Below are 15509 nucleotides of genomic sequence, written 5' to 3'. Positions count from 1 at the left end.
AGAAAGTCTGGTGAAAGATAATTTCTCTTGACAAACCTGAAAGAAAAAAGAAATTTATTAGGAAAGGTATAGCAATGAATCAAACCATAATTGAAAGTCCTAAAATATCCTATTTTGAAACAATGTTAAAACGTTATGTGGCAAATACTCCCTGTCTACAAGCAGTATTTGCGGTAAATGATGATATACTTTTAGAACATGGAAAGGAAATTCATCCACGTTCCATTCTTTTGCAAATGATAGAAGACTTAAAAAAATTTGACTTATTAGCTAGTCTTCTTGCCGGTCAAATCCGATTTAGCAAAGTAAAGACAATAGAAAAGGACAATCAAAAATACGATATATACACTTACTCTATCGAGAAAAATAAAAATGTTTTCCGCTCTATCTTTCTAATCTCTTCCGATCAAGTTCCGCTTGAATCTAATTTTAAATCCCTAAATGACTTAGTTCAAAATTATTATATGAACCTGCCAAAGAAAAAAGATTATCAGGTCATTGATACCTATTCCGATTTTTTAGAAAAAATCATTGGAGACATCGATCATCTCTTTACTTCAAAGGAAGAAGTGGGCGTAGTCTCTCATTTTCATATTCAGGACTTACGCAATTATTATAAAAACATGAGTCAGCAGTATACGGAAGAAATCCACTCGCAGATCAAGACAGGAATTCTACGTCACCTTAAAAAAGGTGACCAACTCTATCGAGTCAATCAGATATCCTATATTACCTATTCTCATCATTGCGATGTGGATAAAGTCAAATCCCGTTTCAGTGATATTTTCTTTCAATTGAATACTCTCATTATCCGCTATCAACTATCGTTTCATCAAGTAGATTCGACCATTTTTAAAAAGCGAGATTTTTGGGATAAAATTATTTCAGGTTCCTGAAGATTGGATTGCCACAGAGGCACTGAGACACAGAGAGAATTCAAGAGATTCATGGATTCGAGAGCCTCACCATGACAGCGTTATTAATCTTTCAACAACTCAATTCTTTACATGAATAAAATTTCAAAAATCCCACAACCCTCCGTGCCTCCGTGGCAAAACATACTGACTTGTTACAAATATTTCCTTATTTAAAAATATTCTTGCAGAATCGAAATTTGAAATCATATTTGAGAAATGCGTTATTTTAAATTATTCATCATCTTCTTTATTTTCATTCATTGTAAAAACACAAACAACTCTACCGTTTACCCTCTCAATGGAGAATGGCAGTATAGGATTGGCTTTGATATTGAATGGCTTTCTGATTCGGGACAAGAATCCGACTGGAAGAAAATTTCTCTTCCAGCAAACTTAACTGCCGAACTAAAACTAAATTCTTATACAGGGTATATAACGGTTAGACGCGAACTTCCTAGCGCACTCAATCTTTTCTTAAAACAGGGAAAACCTCTTGCTATCAATGCAGGTAGAGTATTGGATGTATCCTATTTTTATTTTAATAAGACTCTTATTGGACAATTGGGCTCTTCTGATCCATATATCTCCGGTGCAATGCGTCCTTTTTTAAAAGACATACCTTTTACTGATTTGAATTACGAAAAAAATTATCTCACAATAGTTCTCTATACGAATAATGGGAATTATCCACTCCAATTCATGGATACGATCGAGATCGGAGAATCAGATAGTATCTATGTATCTTATACAAAAAAAGAAAATCTTGCCTTCTTCTTTATCGCAATCTATGTAGCCGTTGGTCTCTATCATATTCTACTCGCAAATAAAAGACGAAAAGACTTACACAATTTGTATTTTGGTTTATTTTGCTTTTGTGTTTGCATTCATTTTTTCATTGCCAATACATTTTCGAGAGACGCAATTTTCCAGGATTCAGTTACTTTACACAGAAAGTTAGAACATATTTTTATGTTTCCACTCACACCCGGTCTTCTTTTATTTCTAACTCAATTCTTCGATAAAAAGAATACTAAAATTGCAAAAGGTTTCGCATTATTCTCAACACTTCTAATTGTGGTTACTCTTATTTTTCCTCTGACTGCTATGCGAATTTGCTCTTTACTCTGGCAAATCGGAAATATATTTCTCGTCCCTTATATGATTTATTATCTCATTCAACAAATCAGAAAAGGAAACCGGGAAGCAATTTATTTAATCTCAGGATTAATCATTTTAGGAATTGGAATGGTCTTAGACATTGCTACCTCTCGCGGATTAATCCACACTCCGCATGTTTCGAGCTTTGCATTCTTACTATTCATAATGGGCATTGCGGGGATAATGGCAAATAGGTTCATGCATGTAACCAATGAAGTAGAGATTTTAAACGAGGAACTCGAAAAGAAAGTAGAAGATAGAACAAAAGAATTACGAGAGAGCTTAACCGAAACACAAAAACTAAAAGAACAACAAGACGGAGATTATTACTTAACTTCTCTTCTAGTGCAACCACTCTCTCGAAATTTTATAAAAGAAAAAAAATCTGACTTCAAAATAGAAACATTCATTCAACAAAAAAAACAATTCCAATTCAAGAACAAAAAAAGCGAAATCGGCGGTGATATTTGCATTATCGATGAAATTATATTAGATGGGATTACATTTACAGTTTTTCTCAATGGTGATGCAATGGGTAAATCCATTCAGGGTGCTGGTGGATGTCTTGTGCTCGGAACAGTTTTAAAATCCATCTTAGAAAGAAACCATACAAAACCGGATACTCGCAATATACCACCCGAAATTTGGATGAGAGAATCTTTTAGAGAACTACAAAATGTATTTGTTTCATTTGATGGTTCCATGCTCATCTCTGCTATGTATGGGCTAATAGATAACAGAAATGGAACTGTCTATTATATCAATGCAGAGCATCCCTACTCGGTTTTATATAGAGATGGTAGAGCTACGTTTATTGATCCAGAGACCGATAAACGTAAAATTGGTATCGAAGTTTTCAACTCTAGTCTAAAGATTCATATTTTCCAATTGAAACCGGGCGATAGTCTTATTTGTGGGTCGGATGGGCGAGATGATATTCTTATTGGAGAAGATAAATCAGGAAGTAGAATCATCAACGAAGATGAGACAGTTTTCCTAAAACTCACAGAAGAGGCAAATGCAGATTTGACCAAGTTAACTGCTATCTTAAAAACACGGGGTGAATTAACAGATGACCTCTCACTTTTGAAAATCACTTACGAGAAAAACCAGATGGAAGAGACTTCGCCGATTGACTTAAAAGAAAGTGAGAAAGGATTAAAAGAGGCATATCAATATTATCTACATGGATTGAAGGAAAAAACAATCTCTACTTATGAAAAAGTATTCCTTATAAAAAAGGATCCAGAATTGATAATGGAAATCGTTCATCTATTCATTGAAAAAAAAGATTTCTTCATGGCAAGTAGGCTTTTAGATATCTATTGTAAAGAAAATCCATTTAACTCGAATGCGTTCTATCTCAACTCATTTGCTAAGAAAAAGAATCGAGAGTATGAACGCGCTGTCTATTTTGGGGAACGGTTTAGACTAAGAGAGCCACTCCATGTAAAAAATCTAATCAATCTTTCGGATTGCTACCGTATGCTCGATCAGCTAGACAATGCACGAAAATATCTATCCCGTGCTTTAAAACTAGAACCAACAAACAAGAATGCATTAAAGCTTCAGGATAATATTTTGTGAACTATAACAAAAGAAAGGGATTTAAATAAAATATCTAACATTAAATGGGAAAAAAATTGGGTTCACTCTTTTGGATTATCTGTATTTAATATATCATTAGCTGATTCAAGTTCATTCATGAGAATTGATTTTGATACTCCATAAAATTGTTCTGCACAATTGAGTTCTATTCCAGAATAAATAAATCGACTGCCACCATTGACTTAAGAACTTTTAGAAAGAAAATAGGGACACTGACCAACAACGATAATCTTATCCGTGTCCAGTCCCCTTCGCTCCAAGAATTAGCGACCAACGCATGGAAATCTTTTAAAATACCTTCTTCTTTCCAAACTAAGCCTTTCCATAAAATTGACATTGGACTAGCTTGGTTATGAAACGAAACATTCGAAATATAGGAATCTTTGCCCATGTGGATTCAGGAAAGACTACGCTTACGGAGAGAATTTTATTCGAAGCAGGTGAGATATATAGTCCTGGTTCAGTCAATGAAGGAACAACAGAGAGTGACAGGCTAAAAGAAGAAATAGAGCGGGGAATTTCGATTACGGCAAGTTCGATTCAGGTCAGGTATAAACTAAAAGGCAAAAAGTATTTTTTAAATTTAATCGATACACCCGGTCACTTGGACTTTTATGCACAGGTGCAGAATTCTCTATTAGCCGTAGACATTGCAGTCTTGCTCTTGGACATAACAACGGGTATCCGCTCACAGACAGAAATGCTCCTCGAAGAGATTACACAGCAGAAGATTCCACTGATTGTATTTATAAATAAGATTGATAAAGCAGAAGACTTGAAAGTTTTCTTAGAAGAACTAAAAACAAATATCAATCGCAAACTCCATCCTGTATTTTCGATTCGAGATGAATACAAAAATCAAATCGAATACATCCTGCAAAAAAAAGAAATCGAAGAAGAAATTGAGCTGCAATTCATTGAGTGGAATGATAAATTAATCGATTCTTATTTTAAAAAGCCTTCTAAAAAAATCATTCTAGATGGTTTAAATCAAGGATTTCAGTCCTGTCATTTGACTCCTCTCTTTGCTGGGAGTGCTCTCCATGGTTCGAGCGTCAAAGAGCTATTAGACTTTATTTGCTTACAAGATTTTCATCGTCGTCATTCGTTAGAAGAAGGAGTAAAAGGAGTTTTATTCAAGAGATCTCTACATCCCGATTTAGGTAGGGTTTATTTTATTAAATCGTATGAGCCAGTTCGCACAGGAGATTCTTTTTATTCTCTTGATAAAAAGTTTAAAATAGAAACTATGTATGAACTCACTCCAAATGAAATATTGAAATTGGATATCGTTGACGACTATTCGATATTTGCCGCTACTATTGCCGAGCACTCTTCTCTAGATACAGGCTCGCTTTATGCAAAAGAACAGAATGTGCATATCAATCCAGTTGTGCCTAATAATGAGTATGTGCTCACTCTTGAGCCAAATACTTCGGAAGGAAAAGAAATTTTGAGATCAGGGCTTGAAAAATTAGTCTGGGAAGATTTTGGATTAAGTTTTAGAGAAAAAACAGAAACAGGGCAGTTCGAACTAAAAGGAGCAGGGGAGCTTCATTTAGAAGTAGCCATCAATCGATTGAAAGAATTTGTTTCAGAAATTTTTACTTTCGGCAATTTAAAGGTTGCCAGATACGAAAAATTTAAAAACATGGCTATAACGGTAATTTTCGAACACTCTGCTTTTAATCAAAAGTTGAAGAGTGGGACTCTAATTAGTTCCCTTGAGAAAAGTCCTGATTTTTCAAGTTCTGTCCTTTGGGAATGTGAACTTGAGGAGGATGTTAAGTCCTCTGTAGAATCGGCGTTTTACGAAATATTATCTAATGGAATTCGTGGCAATTCAGTGCTTGGGTTAAATCTCCGAGCTACTTCTTTTAAGAAACCTGAAGATCCAAGTGAATTCGCGTCCAACCTGCTTAAGGTGGCCATCATTAGTGGTATTAAGTCTTGCTTACCTGGAAAAACAATCGAAATCGGACCTCTGTGTCAGTTTGAAATTGTGATTCCTGAATCATTTTATGGTTCGGTTTTAGTAGTTCTCGGTAAGAGAAATGCTAAGATTGTAAAGACAGATATTGTTCATGGCAATAAATCTTTACTAATTTGCGAAGCTGCTGCTGAAAACATGCTTGGCTTTACAAGTGCTTTACGAAACATGACAAAAGGAAAAGGTTTTTTGTCTCAAAAAACTATATTCACCTCGTTGTCACATTTCGAATTTTGAATGTTATATTTTTTGAGAAATATTTTTAGGAGTTTATTTAGAGATGGCTAAGGAAAAATTTGATAGAAGCAAACCACACTTAAACGTTGGAACAATTGGTCACGTTGACCACGGTAAAACAACTCTAACTGCAGCAATCACATCTACGCTTGCTAAATCAGTTGGTGGAAAAAATAAAGCTATTAAGTACGATGAAATTGACAATGCACCTGAAGAAAGAGAAAGAGGGATTACAATCGCTACTTCTCACCAGGAATATGAGACAGCAAATCGTCATTATGCGCACGTTGATTGTCCAGGTCACGCGGATTATGTTAAGAACATGATTACCGGTGCTGCCCAAATGGACGCGGCTATTTTAGTAGTATCCGCTACTGACGGCGCAATGCCACAAACAAAAGAACACATTCTTCTTGCTCGTCAAGTAGGTGTTCCTTATATCATTGTATACCTCAACAAAGCTGATCAGTTAAAAGACGATGAAAGAGCTGAGATGGTCGAAATGGTAGAAGAAGAAATTCGTGACCTTTTGAAAAAATACAGCTTCCCTAAAGAAGGACAAGGACCGATCCCAATCATTCATGGTTCTGCTCTAAAAGCTCTTGAAGGCGAAGATTCTGAACTCGGAATGAAATCTGTTCTGAAATTAATGGAAGCTCTTGATACATACGTTCCAAATCCAAAACGTGTTACTGACAAGCCTTTCTTAATGCCAGTAGAAGACGTATTCTCTATTACTGGTCGTGGAACTGTTGCTACTGGTAGAGTAGAAACTGGTGTTCTTAAAATCAACGAAGAAGTTGAAATCGTTGGAATTAGAGATACTACCAAGACTGTTGTAACTGGTATCGAAATGTTCCGTAAATTATTAGACCAAGCAGAAGCAGGGGACAACATCGGTGCTCTTCTTCGCGGTACTAAAAAAGAAGACATCGAAAGAGGACAAGTTCTTGCTAAACCAGGAACCATTACTCCACACAAAAAGTTTACTGCTGAAGTTTACGTATTAACGAAAGATGAAGGTGGTCGTCATAAACCTTTCTTCAACAACTATCGTCCACAGTTCTATTTTAGAACCACAGACATTACCGGCGTATGTGCATTACCTGCTGGAATGGAAATGGTTATGCCTGGGGATAACGTATCGGTAACTATCGAATTGATTCACCCGATTGCGATGGACAAAGGATTAAACTTTGCTATCCGCGAAGGTGGGAAGACTATCGGCTCAGGCGTTGTGGCTGATATAATTGAGTAAAAGTATGACCGGACAAAGAATTAGAGTTAAACTAAGAGCGTTTGATCACAAGTTAGTAGATCAATCTACTTATGAAATCGTTGCGACTGCAAAAAGAACAGGCGCAACTGTTTCGGGTCCAATCCCGCTCCCAACTAAAATTGAGAAGTTTACAGTACTAAGATCGCCTCACGTGAACAAAAAGTCACGTGAGCAATTCGAAATGAGAACACATAAAAGACTTATCGATATCTTAAACACAAATGAAGATACAGTAGAAGCATTGATGAAACTTCAACTCCCTGCAGGTGTATCGGTAGATATTAAGTCTTAAGGAATAATTATGACTAAGGGTTTAATTGGTAAAAAATTAGGCATGTCGCATATATATGCGGATAACGGGAATATGATTCCTGTAACTGTAATAGAAGTGGGTCCTTGTTTTGTTTCTCAGGTAAAAACTGTAGAAACAGACGGATACTCCGCTGTTCAGTTAGCATTTGGCAACACTAGAGAGACACAACTCACTAAGCCAGAAGTATCTCATCTTGCCAAAAACAATATCTCTCCAAAGAGATATTTAAAAGAATTCGAGCTAACCGGGGATGCTCCCTCTGCTGGCTCTGAAATCAAAATAGCAGATATTTTCAAAGACAATGACATTGTAAAAGTAACTGGAATTAGTAAAGGAAAAGGATTTCAAGGGGTCGTGAAAAGATATGGTCACAGAGGTGGTCCTGCTGCTCACGGTTCTAGATTTCACCGTCATCCCGGATCTATGGGTGCGAACTCAACTCCTTCAAGAGTATTCAAAGGTGTGAAACTTCCAGGTAGAACGGGAAGTCTCAAAACCTCTATCAAGAATTTGAAAATTGTAAAAGTGTATGAGGATAAGAACATACTTTTAGTATCAGGCTCTGTTCCAGGTCCTGAGAAGTCAATCATTACGATTGAGAAGTTGTAAAAGGGAAAGGAATTTATATGAAAGCCAGGAAATATTCTAAAAACGGACAATCTCTTGCTGAAGTAGAATTACCAAGCGAAATCTTTACAAACAAGATTAGCAAAGGTGCTATCTATGATGCAATCAAAGCAGAGAATGCAAATTTAAGATCCGGAAATCATTCTACAAAAGATAGAGGCGAAGTGAGCGGTGGTGGTAAAAAACCTTGGTCACAAAAAGGAACTGGTCGTGCTAGACAAGGTTCTTCTCGTGCTCCTCATTGGGTTGGCGGTGGTGTGATTCATGGTCCTAAGCCAAGAGATTATTCCATTCCACTTTCTCGTAATGTTAAGAAGGTTGCTGTTGTTTCTATCTTAAACAAAAAAGCTTCTGAGAGCAAAATCAATATCTTAGAAGATGTTTCTATGACGAAGTTTAGCACTAAAGAAGTTTTCAACTTATTCAAGACAATGGGCGTTACAAATGGTAATTTCAGTCTAGTAGTTTCTGGCGAAGATAAATTTTTAAAAGCTTCTACTCGAAACATTCCAACACTGAAATACGTAAACGCTAAGAGAATCGTATGTAGAGACATTCTTTACAATAACAATTTAGTTATTACAGAGAGTGCCTTGAAAGAAATCGTAAATCAATACAAGGATGCAAGTAAATGAATCTAGATAGCATAATCATTGCTCCTATCATCACTGAAAAATCCCAAGCTTCTCAAGAGATTGGAAAAGAAATCGGAAAAAGAACTGTGAAGTATACTTTCAAAGTTCATCCAGATGCTAATAAAGTAATGATAAAAGAAGCAGTTAAAAAAATCTTTCAGGTTACACCAAGCTCTGTGAATGTAATCATGTATCATGGCAAAATGAAAAAATTTAGAAATTTTCCTTCTAGAAGACCACATTGGAAAAAAGCAATCGTTACATTTGAAAACGGTGCCGTTCTAGAATTTGGTAAGGGAGTTTAAGTATGGGTATCAGAAAATTTAAACCGACTACTGCGGCTACTCGTTATAAATCCGTTCTGGATTTTGCTGAGATAACTGTAGATAGACCACACAAGCCACTCACAACAACTGTTAAATACTTTGCAGGTCGTGGGGACGGTGGTAAAATATCCGTTAGACGCAAAGGTGGACGCGTTAAACGTAAATATAGAATTATTGATTTTAAAAGAGTTAAATACGGAGTTCCTGCTGTTGTAAAAACATTGGAATACGATCCATACAGAACTTCTTTCATTGCTCTCATTTCTTACAAAGACGGGGAATTCGCATATATCCTCGCTCCTGAAGGATTGAAAGTAGGTGATGTAATTGTTTCTGGTGAGAATGCTGAGATTAAAATTGGAAATTCTCTTCCACTCGATAAGATTCCTCCTGGAACAGATGTTCATAATATCGAACTCAATCGTGGAAAAGGAGCTCAAATGGCTCGCACTGCTGGATCTTTTGCAACTGTTGCAGCTAAAGACGGCGACTATGTTACTCTTAAACTTCCTTCTTCTGAAGTTCGTAAGATTCGTAAAGAATGCTACGCAACAATCGGAATCGTTGGAAATAAAGACCATAACTTAGTTTCGATTGGTAAAGCAGGAAGAAACAGATGGTTAGGAAAGAGACCAAAAGTGAGAGGGGTTGTAATGAACCCGGTCGATCACCCACATGGTGGTGGGGAAGGTAAAACTTCCGGTGGTAGACATCCTGTTAGCCCTTGGGGTCAACCTACAAAAGGTTATAAGACCAGAAGAAAAGCAAGACCTAGCGATAAGTTTATCGTGCAAGGTAGAAAAAGAAATAGGAATAGAGGAAATTAATTTATGTCCAGAAGTCTTAAAAAAGGTCCTTTTATTGATGACCATTTAATGCGCAAGATTACCAAAATGAATTCGGAAGGAAATAAAAAACCTTTCAAAACTTGGTCAAGAAGAAGCACGGTATTCCCTGATATGATTGGGCATACAGTGATGATTCACAATGGGAATAAATTTATTCCAGTTTATATCAATGACAACATGGTTGGACATAAGTTAGGCGAATTTGCTCCAACTAGAACTTATCGTGGTCACTCCGGTGCCGATAAGAAGGTTAAAAAATAGGAGTCTCTAATGGAAGCTAAAGCTGTAGCAAAATATGTAAGAGTTTCTGCTAGAAAAGCAAGACTAGTGGCTAATGAAGTAAGAGGCTATGATTATACAGAAGCTGTGGATATTCTTAAGTTTACTCAAAAAAGAGTAGCGGATGAAATTCTAAACGTAGTTAATTCTGCGGCGGCTAATGCAGTAGTAGCCGATGCAAAGATTGATTTAACCAAGGTCTACATCAAGAAGATCTATGTAGAAGATGGACCAATCATGAAACGTTTTAAAGCAAGAGCTAGAGGCCGTGCTTCTAGAATCAGAAAGCGTTTGAGCCACATCACTGTAGTATTATCAAATTAATAGGAAGATATTGAATGGGACAGAAAGTTAATCCAGTCGGCTTAAGGGTCGGTATTACAAGAACCTGGGATTCAATTTGGTTTGCGAAAGAAGACTATACCAAGAATCTACATGAAGATATTAAAATTAGAGAATTTCTACAAACTAAATTTAAGAATTCTTCGCTTGTGAAAGTTGTTATCGAAAGATTTCCAGAAAAAATCAACGTTAACCTACATACTGCAAAACCAGGCGTTGTAATTGGTCAAAAAGGACAAAACATTGAGAACGTGAAAACTCTTCTCAAGCCTATGTCTGACAAACCAATAAATATCAACATCATTGAAGTAAAAAAACCAGAGACTGTTGCGCAAGCAATCGCTGAGACAATCGCAACTCAAATTGAGCAACGTATGCCTTTCAGAAGAGTAATGAAAGCGGAACTCAGAAGAGCAATGAGAGGTGGAGTAGAAGGAATCAAGATTTCTATTTCTGGACGACTCAACGGTGCTGATATGGCAAGAACTGAAAGTTACAAAGATGGTCGTATCCCTCTTCATACTCTCCGTGCAAAGATTGATCTTGGCATGAAAGAAGCTCTTACAACTTTTGGTCAAATCGGTATTAAAGTTTGGACTTATGCAGGAGATCATATCTCCAGTTCCAATGAAGAAGTAGAAGATAAATACGCTGTTAAACGTAGAACTAATTAATAGGATCCGGTAACGTATGTTAGCACCTAAAAGAGTAAAATATAGAAAGTGGCACATCGGTAGACTGAAAGGTAAAGATGAAGTAGCCAATAAAGTTTCCTTCGGAGAGTTTGGTCTTATGGCTATTACCTCTGGAAGAATTACAGCAAGACAAATAGAAGCTGCCCGTGTATCTATCAATAGAAGAGTAAAAAGAGGCGGAAAATTATGGATTAGGATTTTCCCTCATACTCCGGTTACCAAAAAACCAGCTGAGACTAGAATGGGTAAGGGAAAAGGAAATCCAGAATTCTGGGTATCTGAAGTTCGCCCAGGAAGAGTTTTATTTGAAATGAGTGGTATTGATGAAGCAGCGGCTAAGAAGGCTTTAACTCTTGCTTCTTACAAACTTCCCATTCATACTGAATTTGTGAAGAGGACTTTGATATGAAGTTAAAATTAAAAGACATTAAAGATGCTGATATAACTACACAGCTTGCGGAAGCTAGAAAGGAACTAAGAACTCATCGTTTTCAATATGTAGTGGCTCGTTCCCTTGAGAACCCAATGGTAATTAGAAATTTGCGTAAGAAAGTTGCAAGACTTCTGACTGTGAAAAGAGAAAGAGAAATAGCTGCTGCGAAGGCAGCTAAGAAATAAGGATAAAACTTATGGAAGAAAAAGTAGAAGTAAAAAAACGCAAAACAGTTACCGGCAAAGTAGTTAGCACTAAAATGGCTAAAACTGTTGTTATGGAAATTGAGTTTAGACAAAATCATCCTATGTTCAAGAAAATCACTAGAAAAACATCTCGTTTGAAAGTGCATGATGAAAAAGGGGAATGTAAAGAAGGCGATGTAATTGTAGCAATGGAAACTCGTCCATTATCTAAACAAAAAAGACACACACTTTTAAAAGTTGTAGAGAGAGCGAAATAAAATGATTCAAATGCAAACATTTTTACAGGTAGCTGATAACTCTGGAGTAAAGAGAGTTCAGTGCGTTAAGGTTCTTGGTGGATCTAAGAAACGTTATGCGACAATCGGTGATGAGATTATTGTAGCAGTAAAAGACTCTCAGCCTGCATACGGTTTAAGAGATTCTATAGGAAAGAAAGTTCATACAAAGGCTGTGCAAAGAGCTGTAGTTGTGAGAACCAGAAAAGAAATTAGAAGACCGGACGGAAGTTATATTCGTTTCGATGATAATGCAGTTGCTATTATCGACGAAAAAGGAAATCCAAAAGGAACTCGTATTTTTGGACCGGTAGCTCGTGAACTTAGAGACAAGAAGTTTATGAAAATTATTTCTCTAGCACCAGAGGTATTATAAAATGGCGAACAAATTACCTTATCGTGGCTCTGAGCCAACGAAGTTTAAGAAGATTAAACTAAAAAAAGACGATGAAGTTATCTGCATCGGTGGCGCAGATAAAGGCAAAAAAGGGAAAATCCTTTCTATTGATAAAAGAAAAGATCGTATCTTTGTAAGTGGTATTAATAAAAGAAAAAAATACGTTAGACCAACACAAGAAAACCCTCAAGGTGGAATCATTGAAATCGAAAATTCGATTCATATTTCCAACGTTATGCTCTATGATTCTAAAAAGAAAAAAGGGGCAAGAGTAGGTTTTGAAGTAAAGAATGGTTCTAAAGAAAGAACTCTTAAATCGAAAGGTTAATCATGGAACAATCAAGATTAAAAAAGAAATACAACGAAGAAATTAAGCCTAATTTACTGAAAAAGTTTAATTTCAAATCTCCTTCTCAGGTTCCTAAGATCGAAAAGATCGTATTGAACGTGGGAATGGGAGAAGGGCACTCTAATCCTAAGGCATTAGAATCAGCACTAGATACTTTGGCTGCGATAAGTGGTCAAAGAGCAGTTAAGACTGTTGCTAAAAAGTCAATCGCTGGGTTCAAACTCAGAGAGAAGATGAATATTGGTTGCATGCTTACTCTTCGTGGGGAAAAAATGTTTGAATTTTTGGACAGGTTTATAAATGTGGCTTTACCGAGGGTTCGGGACTTCAAGGGTGTTAATCCGAAAGGTTTTGATGGTCGTGGGAACTACAATCTGAGCATTAAAGAGCAAATCATCTTTCCAGAGATTCAATTCGATAAGGTTCACAGTATGCATGGTATGAACATCACCATGGTAACAAGTACAAAATCTGATGAAGAGGCATACGAACTACTCGCTGGTTTCGGAATGCCTTATAGAAAAAAGTAGGAGACTTAAAATTTTATGGCTAAAACTTCCATTATAGCTCGGCAAAATAAAAAGCCAAAGTTTAAAGTTAGAACATACAATCGTTGTGCTCTATGCGGTAGACCTCGTGCTTTTATAAGAAGATTCGGAATGTGTAGAATTTGTTTTCGTGAGTTAGCTAGTACTGCTCAAATTCCAGGTGTGACTAAGTCATCTTGGTAGAATAAGGAAAAATATATATGAGTTTATCAGATCCAATAGCAGATATGCTTACTAGAATCAGAAATGCAGGCAGTGCAAAACACCCTGTTTGCAAAGTTTCTGGCAGTAAGATTAAGAATTCAATCCTTGCCATCATGAAGGAAGAAGGTTTTATCACAGACTTTCAGGAAACAAAAGTCAATAACATTCCTGAATATACTGTTACCTTGAAATATGACGATACTCGCCGTCCAGTTATACGTGAAATCGAAAGAGTTTCTAAGCCTGGTAGACGTGTATATATCCAATCGGAAGATATTAAGCCTGTAAAGAGTAATCTTGGTATTTCGATTATTTCTACTTCCAAAGGGATTATGAGCAATAAGAAAGCTATGAAATTAAAAATTGGAGGAGAGGTTATTTGCAAGGTATCCTAATCGGATCCAGCAAATGTCTTTAAGAGTATGTCTAGAGTAGGTAAAGATATAGTAACCCTCCCGGTTAAAACGGAAGTTAAGCAAGCGGGAGATAAGATCGAAGTAAAAGGTCCACTCGGAACTTTAAGCACTCCTTTATACAAAGGTATAACAATGAGTGTAGATGGAAATGTTGTTAAGTTTGCTCGTGCGAACGAAGAAAAACAAACAATAGCACTCCATGGACTGGTAAGAGCCTTATTTAATAATTGTGTAAAAGGTGTTTCTACTGGTTGGGAGAAAAACCTTGAAATCTTCGGAGTTGGTTTTAGAGCACAAAAGAAAGGTTCTAATTTAGTAATGAATCTAGGATTTTCTCATGAAGTTGTGTTTCCTGAGCCACAAGGAATTAAGATTGATGTAGTTGATCAGTTGAAAATTAAAATCACTGGTGTAGATAGACAACTCGTTGGTCAAGTTGCTGCAAATATTCGTGGATTTAAAGAGCCTGAGCCTTATAAGGGCAAAGGAATTAAATACGCTAACGAGTATATCAAGCGTAAAGCTGGAAAAACTGGTAAGAAATAATGATTAATAAACAAAAACATAGACCTGGTCAAGAAAGAAGAATCGAAAGAGCAAGATTTAAGTTAAAACAAAACGGGGACAGACCTCGTTTAGTTTTTAACAAAACAAATCGTTATTTAATTGCTCAAGTCATTGATGATACCGCAGGCAAAACAATTGCCTATGCTGTATCTTCTGAAAAGAGTTTTCCGGTGCAAGGCTATTCAAAAAAGAACAAGCAAGCAGCAACTGAGCTTGGAAAGTTAATAGCTGAAAGAGCAAAGAGCAAAGGTGTAAGCAAAGTAATGTTAGATAGATCTGGTATCATCTACCATGGTAAATTGGCTGCATTCGCGGATTCAGCAAGAAAAGAAGGATTGGAGTTTTAAATGGCATACATGGACGAAGAAGCAAAAGAGTTTAGCGAGAAAGTTGTTAAAATTGATCGCGTAGCAAAAGTTGTAAAGGGTGGTCGTAGATTTTCTTTCAACGCTTTAACTGTTGTAGGTGATTCAAAGAATAGAATTGGAATTGGATTCGGAAAAGCAAATGAAGTTCCGGATGCAATTCGTAAATCAATTGAATCTGCAAAAAAGAACCTTTTTAAAATCAATATTATCGGTCACACTATTCCTCACGAAGTAGTTGGAAAATTTAAATCTGCAAGGGTCTATCTTAAGCCTTCTTCTCCTGGAACTGGAATTATAGCCGGAGAATCTGTTCGTTCTGTAGTAGAAAAAGCAGGAGTGCAAGATATTCTTACAAAGTCTTATGGCTCTGGTAACCCTTTAAACATTGTGAAAGCAACATTTGAAGCGCTTAAAAAATTAGAAACTCCTGTTATTGCTGCTAAGAAGCGTGGAATACCTTTAAAGAAACTCTTTGGTCAAGGAGAGATCTAA

At 36.5% G+C, this 15509-nt stretch carries 23 protein-coding genes; all 23 read left to right on the top strand.

All coding sequences use genetic code 11. The features are described 5' to 3' along the window. The first annotated feature begins 74 nt into the window (after positions 1-74). Complete coding sequence (locus tag IPH52_27365) at positions 75-896, top strand: hypothetical protein (GenBank protein MBK7058704.1); 822 nt, start codon at positions 75-77, stop codon at positions 894-896. 237 nt (positions 897-1133) lie between these two features. Continuing rightward, positions 1134-3662, top strand: a complete 2529-nt coding sequence (locus tag IPH52_27360) for a SpoIIE family protein phosphatase (protein MBK7058703.1) — start codon at positions 1134-1136, stop codon at positions 3660-3662. A gap of 373 nt (positions 3663-4035) precedes the next feature. Next, entirely contained in the window at positions 4036-5910 is a 1875-nt protein-coding gene (locus IPH52_27355) for a GTP-binding protein (GenBank protein ID MBK7058702.1), read from the top strand. 43 nt (positions 5911-5953) lie between these two features. Then, positions 5954-7168 carry an elongation factor Tu gene (gene tuf, locus IPH52_27350; GenBank protein ID MBK7058701.1) on the top strand — a complete coding sequence of 405 codons (1215 nt, stop codon included), beginning with the start codon at positions 5954-5956 and terminating at the stop codon, positions 7166-7168. Between the two features lie 4 nt (positions 7169-7172). Next, positions 7173-7481 carry a 30S ribosomal protein S10 gene (gene rpsJ / locus IPH52_27345; protein MBK7058700.1) on the top strand — a complete coding sequence of 103 codons (309 nt, stop codon included), beginning with the start codon at positions 7173-7175 and terminating at the stop codon, positions 7479-7481. A gap of 9 nt (positions 7482-7490) precedes the next feature. Next, positions 7491-8111: a 50S ribosomal protein L3 gene (gene rplC, locus IPH52_27340; protein ID MBK7058699.1), complete on the top strand. Its 621-nt coding sequence runs from the start codon at positions 7491-7493 to the stop codon at positions 8109-8111. Between the two features lie 17 nt (positions 8112-8128). Then, a complete protein-coding gene (rplD, locus tag IPH52_27335) occupies positions 8129-8764 on the top strand; it encodes a 50S ribosomal protein L4 (protein ID MBK7058698.1) in 636 nt (211 codons plus the stop codon). Next, on the top strand, positions 8761-9069 hold the full coding sequence (gene rplW / locus IPH52_27330; GenBank protein MBK7058697.1) for a 50S ribosomal protein L23: 309 nt from the start codon (positions 8761-8763) through the stop codon (positions 9067-9069). Before rplD ends, rplW begins: the two co-directional genes overlap by 4 nt. Before the next feature lie 2 nt (positions 9070-9071). Next, positions 9072-9917 carry a 50S ribosomal protein L2 gene (gene rplB / locus IPH52_27325; protein ID MBK7058696.1) on the top strand — a complete coding sequence of 282 codons (846 nt, stop codon included), beginning with the start codon at positions 9072-9074 and terminating at the stop codon, positions 9915-9917. A gap of 3 nt (positions 9918-9920) precedes the next feature. Then, positions 9921-10199 (top strand): 30S ribosomal protein S19, encoded by a 279-nt coding sequence (gene rpsS / locus IPH52_27320; protein ID MBK7058695.1) that lies wholly within the window; start codon positions 9921-9923, stop codon positions 10197-10199. 9 nt (positions 10200-10208) lie between these two features. Further along, positions 10209-10541, top strand: a complete 333-nt coding sequence (rplV, locus tag IPH52_27315; protein ID MBK7058694.1) for a 50S ribosomal protein L22 — start codon at positions 10209-10211, stop codon at positions 10539-10541. Between the two features lie 14 nt (positions 10542-10555). Further along, positions 10556-11233: a 30S ribosomal protein S3 gene (gene rpsC, locus IPH52_27310; protein ID MBK7058693.1), complete on the top strand. Its 678-nt coding sequence runs from the start codon at positions 10556-10558 to the stop codon at positions 11231-11233. 16 nt (positions 11234-11249) lie between these two features. Further along, positions 11250-11663 (top strand): 50S ribosomal protein L16, encoded by a 414-nt coding sequence (gene rplP, locus IPH52_27305; GenBank protein ID MBK7058692.1) that lies wholly within the window; start codon positions 11250-11252, stop codon positions 11661-11663. Next, positions 11660-11872 carry a 50S ribosomal protein L29 gene (gene rpmC / locus IPH52_27300; GenBank protein ID MBK7058691.1) on the top strand — a complete coding sequence of 71 codons (213 nt, stop codon included), beginning with the start codon at positions 11660-11662 and terminating at the stop codon, positions 11870-11872. Before rplP ends, rpmC begins: the two co-directional genes overlap by 4 nt. Positions 11873-11883: 11 nt before the next feature. Then, entirely contained in the window at positions 11884-12150 is a 267-nt protein-coding gene (gene rpsQ / locus IPH52_27295; protein ID MBK7058690.1) for a 30S ribosomal protein S17, read from the top strand. 1 nt (position 12151) lies between these two features. Further along, positions 12152-12544: a 50S ribosomal protein L14 gene (gene rplN, locus IPH52_27290; GenBank protein MBK7058689.1), complete on the top strand. Its 393-nt coding sequence runs from the start codon at positions 12152-12154 to the stop codon at positions 12542-12544. Between the two features lies 1 nt (position 12545). Next, complete coding sequence (gene rplX / locus IPH52_27285) at positions 12546-12893, top strand: 50S ribosomal protein L24 (GenBank protein MBK7058688.1); 348 nt, start codon at positions 12546-12548, stop codon at positions 12891-12893. 2 nt (positions 12894-12895) lie between these two features. Continuing rightward, positions 12896-13444, top strand: a complete 549-nt coding sequence (gene rplE, locus IPH52_27280; GenBank protein ID MBK7058687.1) for a 50S ribosomal protein L5 — start codon at positions 12896-12898, stop codon at positions 13442-13444. A gap of 15 nt (positions 13445-13459) precedes the next feature. After that, entirely contained in the window at positions 13460-13645 is a 186-nt protein-coding gene (locus IPH52_27275; protein MBK7058686.1) for a type Z 30S ribosomal protein S14, read from the top strand. Between the two features lie 17 nt (positions 13646-13662). Continuing rightward, complete coding sequence (rpsH, locus tag IPH52_27270; protein ID MBK7058685.1) at positions 13663-14061, top strand: 30S ribosomal protein S8; 399 nt, start codon at positions 13663-13665, stop codon at positions 14059-14061. 27 nt (positions 14062-14088) lie between these two features. Further along, positions 14089-14628, top strand: coding sequence for a 50S ribosomal protein L6 (gene rplF, locus IPH52_27265; protein ID MBK7058684.1), 540 nt, complete (start codon positions 14089-14091; stop codon positions 14626-14628). Continuing rightward, the gene (locus IPH52_27260) at positions 14628-14996 is read left to right on the top strand and encodes a 50S ribosomal protein L18 (protein ID MBK7058683.1); all 369 of its coding nucleotides are present in this window, start codon (positions 14628-14630) and stop codon (positions 14994-14996) included. Before rplF ends, IPH52_27260 begins: the two co-directional genes overlap by 1 nt. Continuing rightward, on the top strand, positions 14997-15509 hold the full coding sequence (gene rpsE / locus IPH52_27255) for a 30S ribosomal protein S5 (GenBank protein MBK7058682.1): 513 nt from the start codon (positions 14997-14999) through the stop codon (positions 15507-15509).

It is taken from the genome of Leptospiraceae bacterium, assembly GCA_016708435.1.
GTDB lineage: Bacteria > Spirochaetota > Leptospiria > Leptospirales > Leptospiraceae > UBA2033.
Note: the sequence above shows the minus strand (reverse complement) of the source record. Positions and strands in the feature narration are given on the sequence as shown.